The organism is Streptomyces capillispiralis (assembly GCF_007829875.1).
GTDB classification, from domain to species: Bacteria; Actinomycetota; Actinomycetes; order Streptomycetales; family Streptomycetaceae; genus Streptomyces; species Streptomyces capillispiralis.
Map to the genome: position 1 here is coordinate 2413201 of NZ_VIWV01000001.1, position 13020 is coordinate 2426220.

Here is a 13020-nt window from a genome sequence, read left to right on the forward strand (position 1 = left end):
CGCGGCTCCACATGATGGGTGCCAGGCACAGTCGGAGGAGGAGAAAGTGGCAACACCCCCAGACGGTTCATCCGCGGGCAACTGGTCGTACGGCCCCGCCCAGGGCCAGAACGACGGTTCCCAGAACCGGTACGGTTACCCCTCCGCGCCACACCACCGGCAGCCGTACGCTCCGCAGGGCCCCGGTCCTTCGCCGTACGACCAGCCGCATGCCCCACGCATCCAGCCCGTGCAGCCGCAGCGCCGAGCACCCGAACCGGCGCCCGCCGGGGCGTCGAACAATCCCCTGGTGCGCCCGTACGCCATGACGGGCGGCCGCACCAGGCCGCGGTACCAGCTCGCCATCGAGGCGCTGGTGCACACCACCGCGCAGCCGCACCAGATGCAGGGGCAGTTGCCCGAGCATCAGCGGATCTGCAACCTCTGCCGGGAGATCAAGTCGGTGGCCGAGATCTCGGCCCTGCTGACCATCCCTCTCGGTGTGGCCAGGATCCTCGTCGCCGACTTGGCGGAGGCGGGACTGGTCGCCATTCATCAGCCCGGCGGCGACGAGAGCGCCGGCGGCCAGCCAGACGTGACACTGCTCGAAAGGGTGCTCAGTGGACTTCGCAAGCTCTAGCGGCGGTCCTTCCCGCTCCACCACCTCGGCGAAGATCGTGGTGGCGGGTGGCTTCGGCGTGGGCAAGACCACGTTCGTCGGGGCCGTTTCGGAGATCAACCCGCTGCGCACGGAGGCCGTCATGACGTCTGCTTCGGCAGGCATCGACGACCTCACCCACACCGGGGACAAGACCACCACCACGGTCGCCATGGACTTCGGCCGCATCACGCTGGACCAGGACCTGATCCTGTACCTGTTCGGCACCCCCGGTCAGGACCGTTTCTGGTTCATGTGGGACGACCTGGTGCGCGGTGCCATCGGGGCGATCGTGCTGGTGGACACCCGCCGTCTCGCCGACTGCTTCCCCGCGGTCGACTACTTCGAGAACTCGGGTCTCCCCTTCGTGATCGCGCTCAACGGCTTCGACGGTCAGCAGCCGTACAACCCGGACGAGGTCCGGGAGGCTCTGCAGATCGGGCCCGACACTCCGATCATCACGACGGACGCGCGGCATCGTGCCGACGCGAAGTCGGCGCTGATCACTCTCGTGGAGCACGCGCTGATGGCGCGCCTGCGCTAGCGGGTCCGGCCTCGCGGCCGGTCCGATCCGCCTACGGGCCCGTACGGCTTTCGCCGACGGGCCCGTTCGCTGTTTGCCCTCCGGCCCGTTCGGCGGGGCCTGGGGGCCCGTTTTACCGCTCTGCGGGGCCCGCTTCGTCGTGGGGCGGGTGCCCGTTTGGGGCTCCCTGGGGGCCCGTTCGGTGTCGGGTGCGGGTGGGTGGGGGCTGGGCGCGCGGTTCCCCGCGCCCCTGGGCGGGGATGCGCGAAGAGGCCCCTCCTTCTGGGAGGGGCCTCTTCTGTGGTGTCGGGGTCAGCGCCAGCTGTGCGGGGCGCGGAAGCCGCCCTCGCGCTCCAGGCGGCGCCAGCCGGCCCGTGCGCGGCCCCGGTGGGCCGGCGCCTCGGCGGACGGCTGGGCGGCCGCCCGGGCCAGCAGGAGCGCCGTCAGGGCGGCGACCTCCTCGGGCTCGGCGTGGCCCTTCTCGACGCGGATGTCAGGTGTGCTCATGGTTCTCAGTCTCCCTGGGAGAGATGTCCGCCGGGTTACTGCGGCGGGTTGCCGTGCTTGCGGGACGGCAGATCGGCGTGCTTGGTCTGCAGCATCGCCAGTGAACGGATCAGCACCTCGCGGGTCTCGGCGGGGTCGATGACGTCGTCGACCAGACCGCGTTCGGCCGCGTAGTACGGGTGCATCAGCTCGGACTTGTACTCCTTGACCATCCGGGCCCGCATGGCGTCCGGGTCCTCCGCCTCGGCGATCTGCCGGCGGAAGATGACGTTCGCCGCGCCCTCGGCGCCCATCACCGCGATCTCGTTCGTCGGCCAGGCGTACGTCAGGTCCGCGCCGATGGACTGGGAGTCCATGACGATGTACGCGCCGCCGTAGGCCTTGCGCAGGATCAGCGAGATCCGCGGCACGGTGGCGTTGCAGTACGCGTACAGCAGCTTCGCGCCGTGACGGATGATGCCCCCGTGCTCCTGGTCGACGCCCGGGAGGAAGCCGGGGACGTCCAGGAAGGTGAGGATCGGGATGTTGAAGGCGTCGCACATCTGGACGAAGCGGGCGGCCTTCTCGGACGCCTCGATGTCCAGCACACCCGCCAGCGACTGCGGCTGGTTGGCGACGATGCCGACGACCTGACCGTCCATCCGGGCCAGCGCGCAGATGATGTTGCGCGCCCACCGCTCGTGGACCTCCAGGAACTCGCCGTCGTCGACGATCTCCTCGATCACCTTCGCCATGTCGTACGGCCGGTTCCCGTCGGCCGGCACCAGGTCCAGCAGCACCTCGCTGCGGCGCTCGGCGGCGTCGGAGGACTCCACCCGGGGCGGGTTCTCGCGGTTGTTCTGCGGCAGCAGCGACAGCAGGTAGCGCACCTCGTGGATGCACGTCTCCTCGTCGTCGTAGGCGAAGTGGCACACACCCGAGGTCTCGGCGTGCACATCCGCACCGCCCAGACCGTTCTGGGTGATCTCCTCGCCCGTCACCGCCTTGACCACGTCCGGCCCGGTGATGAACATCTGCGACGTCTCACGCACCATGAACACGAAGTCCGTCAGCGCCGGACTGTACGCGGCACCCCCCGCACACGGGCCCAGCATCACACTGATCTGCGGGATCACACCCGAGGCCTTCGTGTTCCGCTGGAAGATCCCGCCGTACCCCGCCAGCGCCGAGACGCCCTCCTGGATACGGGCCCCCGCGCCGTCGTTCAGCGACACCAGCGGCGCACCCGCCGCGATGGCCATGTCCATGATCTTGTGGATCTTCGTGGCGTGCGCCTCACCCAGCGCACCACCGAAGATCCGGAAATCATGGGCGTAGACGAAGACCGTACGGCCCTCGACCGTGCCCCAGCCCGTGATCACACCATCGGTGTAGGGCTTCTTCTCCTCCAGACCGAAGCCGGACGCGCGGTGCCGGCGCAGCTGCTCCACCTCACGGAAGGAGCCGGGGTCCAACAGGAGTTCGATGCGCTCCCGCGCGGTCAGCTTGCCCTTGGCGTGCTGCGCCTTGGTCGCCTTCTCGCTCGGGCCGGCCAGTGCCTGGGCACGGATCTCGTGCAGTTCGGCCACGCGTCCGCGCGCGTCGGTGGGCTCACCCGGCGCCTCATCCAAAACGGTCATGTAGTGACCTTACGAAGACGACCGCGAATTGCGAGCCGTCGACTCCTCACAGTCTCCGGAGCGTTTTCCTGGTACCAGTGAACAGAACCGGGGGCGCATACAGGCGTTCCAACTGCTCAGAGGGCGTCCGGCTTGTAAGGGTCGTACAAAGACGTCAGCTGAGAGCCACCTCACAGAGATGGCCGGAGCCTGCCACCCCCGGGGTGACGCGCACGCGCAGCCGGCGGCCGGTTTGCAGGATTTCCACGGACTCGGGGGCCTTCGGCACACTCCGCACCGGGTGCTCCCAGACGATGTCCACCGGTTCACCCGTTCGGGTCGGGTCGCTCACACAGAGGGTAGCGGTACGCCCGTGCCGGCGGAGCAGCACGCTCGCCGGGGAGGCGGCGGTGAGGGGTCCGGCGGTGCCCGGCTGCCAGAAGTTGGCGGCGGTGAGGCCGAGCGCGGGGACCTCGACCGCCTGCCGGCCGGCGTCGTTGGCGAGGATCCGCAGCCAGTGGCGCTCGGCGGCGCGGCGGGTGACGTCGTGCCGGGTGGCGCCGGGCAGGAGCACGTAGGCGTAGCCGGCGTCGACGGGGTCGGTGCCGTGGTCCAGCCAGAGCGTCTGCCAGCGGCGGGTGCGGCGCTCGGTCGTACTCGTGGTGTTGATGTCGGACCAGGCTCCGGTGCGGTCCTCGCGCAGGGTGCGCAGGTCGCCGTCGAGGACGAGCCAGCCGCCGTGGCCCTCCAGGTGGGCCCAGCCGGGTCCGCGGGTGAGGGCGTGGGTGCCGGACTCCCCGAGGTTGCGGTTGTCGACGATCGTCTCGACCGGGACGCCGTCGGCGCAGGTGATGCCGGCTCCGAGGCAGATCACCGCGTCGTCGGCGCAGAACCAGGACTTGCGGGCCTCCAGGGTCGAGCCGAGGCCCTTGAGGTGCTGGCCGACCGCCGCGTACTCGCCGTCGGTGGTGCCGCCGGTCCAGCGCACGTCCGGTCGCGGCTCGCCCCACTCGCCGCCGGCCCGGTCGGGCAGACGGCGGGTGGAGACGGTGGTGCCGGGCAGCCGGTACCAGTCGACGGTGGGCCAGAACCAGTCCGTGTACTGGTCGCCGAGGCCGGGCGCCCACCAGGAGACCATGCCGGCGCCGGTGTGCCAGCCGCGGGGGTTCTCGCCGTTGCCGCACTCGTAGTGGGCGATGCGGTCGCTCGCCATGGCGATGCTCACGGTGAAGCCGGGGCGGCGGTGCACGGCACGGTCCATGGCCGCGAAGAGGTGGTGGCCGACCGGTTCGGGCGCGGCGGGCAGGGGTGCGGCGGCGATGGCGTGCAGCCGGGCCAGGTCGGCCACGTCGAACTGGCGCGAGGTGAGGATCGGGGAGACGGTGTCCCGTTCGATCCAGCCCTTCACGCGCGCGTGCCAGCGGTCGCGCTCCGCGCGGCTCGCGGCTTCGGCGAGGAGTGCGATGGCCGCGATCAGTTGTCCGCCGTGGAAGTGGTCGGAGCGCATGACGTGCCGGTCGTCGTTCCTGAGGTGACCGCGGCTGATGGCGCGGCCGTTGACGCCGTCCATCACCAGACCGTCGTGGATGAGCGGCGCGAAGGCGTGTTCCACGCTGTCGAGGACGGTCTGCCGCCGGGGGTCGGTGACCTCCCAGTCGGAGCCGGCGAGCAGCGCGAGGAGCCGGCCGATCCCGTCGAGCAGGACCTGTCCGTACGTCCCCGAGTAGGCGACCCGGGTGTGCTGGACGAACGAGCCGTCGGCGTGGAGCCCGTCGCCCTCGGTGACGTGGGGGAAGACCGGTGAGAGCGCGTCCCTGGCGAGGGCGATCCGCGCCGGGGCGCGGCCGAGGACGCCGCTGAGGGCGACGCCGCGGCACAGGTCGACGCGGTTGGCGCCGGTGGAGGTGCCGGAGTAGTCGGCGAGCGCGGAGTCGGGGACGAAGTGGCCGACGGCCGCGCAGGCCGCGGCGATCCGGTCGGGGCCCGCCTCGTCGTGGAGGGCGGCGACGATGTCGGTGAGCGGGCGCGGGCTGCCGATGCGCCACTCCCACCAGTTGCCGTACGGCGTGGTGGACGGGTGGTAGACGGTGGTCAGGAGGTGGTCGAGGCCGCGCAGGACGTCGGCGAGGAGGCCCGGGTCGCCGGTGAGGCCGGTGCCGGGCTGGACGTGGGCCCGGGTCATGGTCCACAGGCGGCCGAGGGCGAGGGTGATGCCGGCGGGCGGGTCGAAGGGGTGGCCGGGCCAGAGGGAGCCGGGGGCGGGCCGCATGGTGTTCCGGTGGGCGCGGGCCCGCTCGCCCGTCTCGGCCAGTCGCGAGGCGTACGGTTCGGCGGCCGGGTCGTACCCGGTGCCGAGGGTGAGGTCGAGCCAGCGCCGGCGGAGGGCGTCGTACGGGTCCGGTGCGGTCCCGCCGCCGGACGGGGGCGCCGCGCCCGCCCCCGACGCCGCGAGGACGGCGGCGGCGGTGAACAGCGCGCGGCGGGTGACGCCCGGCCGGATCCCTCTGGATGTCATGTCGGCGCCCTCCGCTGCCGTGCCCGGGAGGATCCTGCCCGCGCCGGGGCCCGGGGAGTCCGCCGCTCAGCCGAAGTGGTTCAGGAGTCTGCGGTAGAGGCGGGGGGTGAGGGCCCGCACGCGGGCCGGGAGGGTGAGCCAGGCGGGGACGTAGGTGTCGTCGCGGGACTCGGCGACGGCGTCCCAGACGGCGGCCGCGACCCGGCCGGCCGAGGTGGGCCGGGGGTGGGAACGGTCGTACGGGGTGCCGCGGCGGGCGAAGAAGCCCGTCTCGACGGGACCGGGCACGACGAGCGTCACCCCGACGCCCGTGCCGCGCAGTTCCTGCCGCAGCGCCTCGGCGAACGCGGCGAGTCCGGCCTTGGCGGCGGAGTACACCGCTTCGTCCCGTACTCCCACGCTGCCGGCCACCGAGCCGACGAGCACCACCCGGCCGCGGCCGGCCTCGACCATGGCGGGCAGCACCTCCCGGACGAGGTGCAGCGTGGCGTTGAGGTCCAGGAACAGCACCCGGTCGATGTCGGTGTGCGGCATCGTCAGGAATGGCCCCGCCCAGCCGATGCCCGCCCCGGCGACCAGCACGTCGATCCGGCCGGTCTTGCGCAGGGCCGCCTCCGCCAGCATCCGCGCCCCCTCCGGGGCGGCGAGGTCGGCGGGCAGCAGGACCGCGGAGGTGCCGGACGCGGTCTCCTCCAGCCGGCGCCGGTCCCGGCCGCTGAGCAGCAGGTGCCAGCCCCCGGCGGCGAAGCGCCGCGCGGTGGCCGCGCCGATGCCCGAGGAGGCGCCGGTGACGAGGGCGACGCGCCGGTCCGTGCGGGGCGGTGGCCCGTGGCCGCGCGCGGCCGCCCGGGCGGAGGCGGCGGCACCGCGGGCGGGGTCCGCCGGAGGGTCGTAGGTGGAGCCGGAGCCGGTGGTGGTCACGAGTCGGTCTCCCTGCGCTGTTCGGTCCGCTCTGGTCTCGTGGTCGCTGCGGGTCCCCGTCATCCAGGACACCCCCACTCCGGTGCACCGCGCCAGCGCTGGGGGCCGCCCGCCCGGATCCGGTCCGCACGCGCCGTCCCCCGTCGGCAGGCGGGGCGGCGCGGCCGCCGGGGGCCGCGGGCCGCGCCGCAGGACCACTCCTGCGGGCCGCGCGATGCGGCCAGGCGGGCGTATGGGGGATACGCGGCCGGGCCCGCCGGGATACCAAGGGGGCACCCTTCCGTATCCGGTCCGTCCGGCCCCCGTGGCGAGGTCACCATGCGTCTGCTGCTCGTCCACCCGAGCGCCCTGATGTACTCCGAGATCTTCCTCCGGCTCGAACCGCTGGGCCTGGAGCGGGTGGCGGGCGCCGCGCGCGCGGCCGGTCACGAGGTCCGGGTCGTGGACCTCCAGGTGCTCGCTCCGCGCCGGCTGCGCGACGAGGTGCGGTCGTTCCGCCCGGAGGCCCTCGGCATCTCGCTGAACTACCTGGCGAACATCCCCGAGGCGATCGAGCTGGCCGCGCGGGTCAAGCGGGAGGTGCCGGACTGCTTCGTCTTCTTCGGCGGGCACAGTGTCTCGTTCGTCGCCGAGGAGGTCCTGGAGCAGGCGGAGGGAGCGGTCGACGCGGTGGTCCGCGGGGAGGGCGAGCCGGCGGTCGCGCCGCTGCTGGAGGCGGTCCGCGACGGCGGGGTGGAGGGGGTGCCGGGTGTCGTGACGGCGTCCGGGCGGGGCCCCGCCCCGCTGATGCTGCACGGCATCGACGAGCCGCTCCCGGCCCGTGACCTGATGCGCAACCGGCGCCGCTACTTCATCGGCGAGCTCGACCCGTGCGCCTCCATCGAGTTCACCCGCGGCTGCCCCTGGGACTGCTCGTTCTGCTCGGCGTGGACGTTCTACGGCCGCAGCTACCGCAAGGCCTCGCCGGAGGCGGCGGCGGACGACCTGGCGGCCGTCCGCGAGCCGAACGTGTTCATCGTGGACGACGTGGCCTTCATCCGTCCCGAACACGGGAACGCGATCGCCGCGGAGGTGGAGCGGCGGCGCATCCGCAAGCGGTACTACCTGGAGACCCGTTCCGACGTCCTGCTGCGTCATCCTGAGGTGTTCGAGCGGTGGGCGCGGCTGGGGCTGCGCTACATGTTCCTCGGCATGGAGGCGATCGACGCCGAGGGGCTGGACCTGTACCGCAAGCGGGTGAGCCCCGACGAGAACCTCAGGGCGCTGGAGACGGCCCGCCGGCTCGGCATCCAGGTCGCCATCAACCTGATCGTGGACCCGGCCTGGGACGAGGAACGCTTCCGGGTGGTGCGGGAGTTCGCGCTGGCCGTGCCGGAGATCGTGCACTTCACCGTGATGACGCCGTATCCGGGGACGGAGATCTGGCACACCGAGTCGCGCCGGCTCACCACCCGCGACTACCGGCTCTTCGACATCCAGCACGCGGTGGTGCCCACGACGCTGCCGCTGGAGCGCTTCTACGAGGAGCTGGTGCGCACCCAGGCGGTCATCCACCGCAAACACCTGGGGCTGCGCACGGCGTTCGGCGCCGGGCGGGTGCTGGCCCGCAACCTGCTGCACGGGCAGACGAACTTCGCCCGCATGCTGTGGAAGTTCCACCAGGTCTACGACCCGCGCCGGCAACTCGCCGACCACGCGCGGCCGGTGCGGCACGAGCTGCCGCTGCCCCAGCGCCTCGACGTCGGCGACCGGCGCAGGCTGTACGTCCACACCCGGGGCGCGGCACCGGGCCCGTCGGCCCGCCGGGCGCCGGACTAGCCGCCGCCGGGGGCTGCGGCGCCATGGGGATCGCCGTCCTCGCCTCGCTCGCCGCCGGTGTCTGCTTCGCCGTCGCGGGGGTCCTTCAGCAGTGGGCGGCCGCGGCGCGGCCGGACGCGGAGGCGCTCACGGCACGGCTGCTGGGGCACCTGGCGCGCGACCGGCTGTGGCTGTGCGGGATCGGGCTGGCGGTGGTGGCGTACGGGTTCCAGTCGCTGGCGCTGGCGTTCGGGCCGCTGAGCCTGGTGCAGCCGCTGATCGTCGCCGAGCTGGTCTTCGCCGTGCCGCTGTCGGCCCGGCTGCACCGGCTGCGGCTGGGCCCGCGCGAGTGGTCGGGCACGCTCGCGGTGGCGGCGGGTCTGGCGCTGGCCCTGCTCTCCGCCCGCCCGCGCGGCGGCGACCCGCGGGAGGCCGGTCTGCTGCCGTGGCTGCTGACCGTGGGCGTGGTCGGCGCCGTGGTGTGCGGTGCCCTCGCGGCCGGGCGGGTGCTGGCGGGTCCCTGGCGTGCCTCGGCGACGGCGCTCGCCGCCGGGGCGGTGATGGGCACCCAGTCCGTGCTGCTGGCCGCGACCGTGGACCGGCTGCGGCACGGGCTGCTCCCGGCCCTGGCCGCCTGGCAGACCTACGCCCTCGTGGTGGCCAGCGTGGGCGGGCTGCTGCTCATCCAGAGCGCCTTCCAGCAGGGCCCGCTCGCCGCGAGCATGACCGTCCTGGACGCGACGGAGCCGGTGGTGGCGGTGACCGTGGGGATGCTGCTCTTCGACGAGGCGGTCCGCACGGGCTGGCCGGTCTCCGCCGTGACGGTGGCGGGGCTGGCGCTGGTGGCGGCGGGGATCGCCGTCCTGGACACCTCACCGGTCATCGCGGCGTCGCACGGGCGGAGACGGGACGGCGGGGGGTGACCGGGGCGGTGTCCGGTCACGGGGCGTGGGTGCCGGAGGCGCGGCCGGCCCTCGGGGCGCGCCGGGGTGTCCGGGCGGGGCGGGACCAGACCGGCAGGAGGTCCTCCGCCAGCACCCGGTCCCAGGTGGGGTGGCTGGTCCTGGACGTCGCGGCCGCCCGGTGCCGTACCGCCTCGCGTGCGGCGGGGCGGTCGAGCAGCGGGCGCAGGGCGTCCGCCCAGGCCAGGGGGTCGTCCCGGGGGACGACGACGCCGTCCCGGCCGGGTGCGGTGAGCCAGCGGGTGGTGCGCGCGCCCTCGGGGAGGACCACCGCGAGGCCCGACGCCATCGCCTCGGCGACGACGTTGCCGCTGGTCTCCGTGCGGGACGGGAAGGCGAAGACGTCGCAGCCCGCGTACACCCGGGCCAGCCGGTCCTGCGGGAGCGGCCCGAGCAGGGTGACGTCCGGTCCGAGCAGCCGGCGCACGGTGTCCTCCTCGGCGCCCGAACCGGCCATGACCAGGTGTGCGGCTGTGCCCTGGGCGCGCAGCAGCCGGACGCTCTCGGCCAGCAGCGGCACTCCCTTGGTGGCGTCGAGCCGGCCGGCGAACAGCACCAGCGGGCGGTCGGCCGGTACGCCGTACTCGCGCGCGAGCCGGGCGCGTGCGGTGGGGTCGGGCCGGAAGAGGTCGTGGTCGATGCCGCGGCGCAGCGGGGCCACGCGGTGCGGGCCGAGGGTGCGGGCGAGTTCCGCGCGTCCTTCGGGGGTCGGGACCAGTACGCGTTCGCAGTGGGCCAGCAGCCGGTCCCGGCGGCGGCGCAGCCGGGTCTCCGCGCGGCGGGCGAGGAGGTCGTCGGCGCGCGGGTGGGTGCCGGGCAGCCAGCGGTCGGCGAGGTAGCGGGCGTAGACGGGGGCCAGCAGCGGGACGTCGGTGTGCACCGAGCCGATGAGCCGGGGCCGGGGGGCGGACCGGCGGGCCGCGTGGCGGTCCAGCCGTACGGCGGTGGTGGCGAAGGCGAAGCTGTGGGTGAGGTGCCAGACGTCGTGCCGGGGCAGCAGGGCCGCGAGGCGCGGATGCCAGGGCGCGAGGTCGCAGACGTCCTCGGCGCTGTCGGCCGACCGGATCGCGGCCGTGCTGAGCACCGGCCGGAGCATGACGAGCCGGACGTGCGGGCCCAGCGGTTCCACGTGCTCCCGGTCGCCGAGGAAGTAGACGGTCAGGTCGAGCGGGGTGCCGTCGCGGTCGACGGGCAGGCGCTCGGGGAGGCGGGCGGCGCTGTGCGCGAAGTGTTCCCAGCACTTCACATGGCCGCCCGACGTGTCGCGCCGCAGCAGCTCCACCAGGACCGCTACCGAGGGCACGGACTGCGGGTACCACCCGGCCGGGCGGCTCAATCACGCCGACTTCGCCAAAGATGTTGAACGTTGAAGGGAATAGGTCTACGGTGGACCTCGTTGGACTAGTTGAACATTCAACATGATCTCCTCAGGAGGAACACCATGGGCATCTTCGGCCGCAAGAACGACGCAACCGCCACCGCCACCGCGACCGCCGCTCCCGCCGTCAACCCGGACCTCGCCGCGCTGACCGGCGAGTACACGATCGACCCCGCGCACAGCACGATCGGCTTCGTCGCGCGGCACGCCATGGTCACCAACGTCAAGGGCGGCTTCCAGGACTTCACCGGCACGCTCCAGCTCGACGGCTCGGACCCGTCGCGGTCCACGGCCACCCTCGACGTGGTGATGGACAGCATCGACACGGGCAACGCCGACCGTGACGGCCACCTGAAGACCGCGGACTTCTTCCGGACCGACGAGTTCCCGGCCATGACGTTCCGCTCCACCCGGGCCGAGGCCCTCGGTGGCGACGACTACCGCATCACCGGTGACCTGACCATCCTGGGCACCACCAAGCCGCTCACCATCGACCTCGAGTTCAACGGTGCCGCCACGGACCCCTTCGGCAACGAGCGCGTCGGCTTCGAGGGCAAGGCGGAGATCCTGCGCTCCGAGTGGGGCCTGACCTGGAACGCGGCGCTGGAGACGGGCGGCGTCCTGGTCTCCGACAAGATCAAGCTGAACTTCGACATCTCGGCGATCCGCAAGACCGCCTGACCCCCGCCGACGGCGCCCCCGCCGGCGCCACCCCCTGAGCGCGCCCGCCCAGCCGGTCACCATCCGGAAGGGCGGGCGCTCGGCGTGCCCGGGGACCGCGGACGGCCGGCCGTTCAGAAGCCGCCACCGAAGTCGCCCCCACCGCCGAAGTCGCCGCCGAAGTCACCGCTGTCGAAGTCCGCGCCGGAGACGTCGCCGCCGCCGTAGCCGCCGAAGTCGCCGTATCCCGCGCCGTAGTCGGCCGCGTAGCCGGGGCCGGCCATCATGCCGCCGAGCATGGTGCCGACGAGCAGGCCGGGCAGCAGCCCGCCGCCGAAGTAGCCGCCCGCCCAGGGGCCGTAGGCGGGACCCGCGTCCCAGTAGGGGCGGCGGCCGTAGTCGGTGTCGACCTCGCGCACGGCCGGGTCGAGGCCGTCGGCGATACGGGCCCGGTCGGCCGCGCACACCGGGACCTCGCGTGCGGCACCGCCGGGCGGCGTCCAGGCCGCGTCGGCCACCGACGGGCCGTGGCGGGGATCGAAGAAGCAGGGCGGCCGGCGCTCCGGCAGCGGGCGGCGCTCCCGGCGGGCGGCCAGCGAGACGAGGGCGAAGCGGCCGTCCTCCACGGCCTGGGTGACGGCCCGCACGTCCTCCGGTTTGCGGGCCGCGGCCATGAAGGACTTGGACCGCTCGTAGGCGTCCAGCGCGTGCTCGTAGTCGGCGCGCATCGCGTCGTCCGCGCCGGGTTCGGCGGGGTGGAAGTCGAGGCGGTCGAGTTCCTCGCCGAACGCGGTGATGTCCTCGTCGACCACCACCCGCAGCCGCTCCAGCGCGGCCCGCTGCTCCTCCTCGTGGCGCCGCCGGTTGCGGCGGACCAGGGTGTACGCGCCCACGCCGCCGGCCGCCAGCACCGCTCCGACGGTGATCAGCCCGCCGACCGGGACGTCGCCGCCGGACCCCTCGCTCCAGGAGCCCGGCGCCGAGCCGCCGGTGTTGCGCAGCGCGTCGTCGACGAAGTCGTTGAGCTGGGCCTTGGCGTCACCGGCGCCCTGCACGGCGGTGACCAGGTTCCGCACGCCGTCGCGGCTGAGCACGCTGCTGTCGGCGCGCGCGTCGAACTCGTCGCCGAGGCGGATGCCGTACAGACCGGTGACACCGGTCTCGGTGCGCAGGTTCCGGAAGAGGTTCTCGGTGGGGTAGTCCGCCGGGAGCACCGCCACGAAGACGGGTTTGTCGGCGTCCTCGATCTTGTCGGCGAGGGCCTCGGCGTCGGACTCGGCCAGGATGTCCCGGGCCTCGGGGTCGACGTAGACGGGGCGCTCGCGCAGTTCCTGGGCGACGACCGAGAGGTCCGTGGCCGCCTGCGCCCCGGGCGCACCGGCCATCAGGACCGCCAGGGCGGCGGCCACCGGCACGATCAGCAGGCGTACGAGGGTACGCGTCAGCGCGTCCTTCATACGTTCGAAGCTACCTGAATCCGGCCGGAAACGGACATCCGGACCGGCAGGGGTTTCCGGCGGGA

Annotated in this window: 11 protein-coding genes; 5 read left to right on the forward strand and 6 right to left on the reverse strand. The window is 73.6% G+C overall.

Going from position 1 to position 13020, the window contains the following annotated elements:
- The first annotated feature begins 46 nt into the window (after window positions 1–46).
- Together FHX78_RS09795 and FHX78_RS09800 are read left to right on the forward strand one after the other, a co-directional pair.
- Window positions 47–619 carry a DUF742 domain-containing protein gene (locus tag FHX78_RS09795; protein ID WP_145867057.1) on the forward strand — a complete coding sequence of 191 codons (573 nt, stop codon included), beginning with the start codon at window positions 47–49 and terminating at the stop codon, window positions 617–619.
- Window positions 600–1181 carry a GTP-binding protein gene (locus tag FHX78_RS09800; protein WP_009314218.1) on the forward strand — a complete coding sequence of 194 codons (582 nt, stop codon included), beginning with the start codon at window positions 600–602 and terminating at the stop codon, window positions 1179–1181. Before FHX78_RS09795 ends, FHX78_RS09800 begins: the two co-directional genes overlap by 20 nt.
- A 291-nt stretch (window positions 1182–1472) precedes the next feature.
- On the opposite strand, the gene FHX78_RS09805 is transcribed toward FHX78_RS09800, so the two are convergent.
- From FHX78_RS09805 to FHX78_RS09820, 4 genes are all read right to left on the reverse strand, one after another.
- Window positions 1473–1667 (reverse strand): acyl-CoA carboxylase epsilon subunit, encoded by a 195-nt coding sequence (locus FHX78_RS09805; protein ID WP_145867058.1) that lies wholly within the window; start codon window positions 1665–1667, stop codon window positions 1473–1475.
- A gap of 35 nt (window positions 1668–1702) precedes the next feature.
- Entirely contained in the window at window positions 1703–3286 is a 1584-nt protein-coding gene (locus FHX78_RS09810) for an acyl-CoA carboxylase subunit beta (RefSeq protein WP_145867059.1), read from the reverse strand.
- Between the two features lie 154 nt (window positions 3287–3440).
- Window positions 3441–5780, reverse strand: a complete 2340-nt coding sequence (locus tag FHX78_RS09815; RefSeq protein WP_145867060.1) for a polysaccharide lyase 8 family protein — start codon at window positions 5778–5780, stop codon at window positions 3441–3443.
- A gap of 66 nt (window positions 5781–5846) precedes the next feature.
- A complete protein-coding gene (locus FHX78_RS09820) occupies window positions 5847–6701 on the reverse strand; it encodes an SDR family NAD(P)-dependent oxidoreductase (protein WP_145867061.1) in 855 nt (284 codons plus the stop codon).
- Window positions 6702–7019: 318 nt separating this feature from the next.
- Here FHX78_RS09820 and hpnR point away from each other — a divergent pair, with 318 nt between their 5' ends.
- A complete protein-coding gene (gene hpnR / locus FHX78_RS09825) occupies window positions 7020–8519 on the forward strand; it encodes a hopanoid C-3 methylase HpnR (protein WP_145867062.1) in 1500 nt (499 codons plus the stop codon).
- Window positions 8520–8542: 23 nt separating this feature from the next.
- Window positions 8543–9421: a DMT family transporter gene (locus FHX78_RS09830; protein ID WP_145867063.1), complete on the forward strand. Its 879-nt coding sequence runs from the start codon at window positions 8543–8545 to the stop codon at window positions 9419–9421.
- A gap of 16 nt (window positions 9422–9437) precedes the next feature.
- Here FHX78_RS09830 and FHX78_RS09835 read toward each other — a convergent pair whose 3' ends face one another.
- A complete protein-coding gene (locus tag FHX78_RS09835; protein ID WP_145867064.1) occupies window positions 9438–10763 on the reverse strand; it encodes a glycosyltransferase in 1326 nt (441 codons plus the stop codon).
- 138 nt (window positions 10764–10901) lie between these two features.
- On the opposite strand from FHX78_RS09835, the gene FHX78_RS09840 reads away from it, so the two are divergent.
- The gene (locus FHX78_RS09840) at window positions 10902–11519 is read left to right on the forward strand and encodes a YceI family protein (RefSeq protein ID WP_145867065.1); all 618 of its coding nucleotides are present in this window, start codon (window positions 10902–10904) and stop codon (window positions 11517–11519) included.
- Window positions 11520–11632: 113 nt separating this feature from the next.
- Here FHX78_RS09840 and FHX78_RS09845 read toward each other — a convergent pair whose 3' ends face one another.
- Window positions 11633–12955, reverse strand: coding sequence for a hypothetical protein (locus FHX78_RS09845; RefSeq protein WP_145867066.1), 1323 nt, complete (start codon window positions 12953–12955; stop codon window positions 11633–11635).
- Window positions 12956–13020 lie beyond the last annotated feature (65 nt).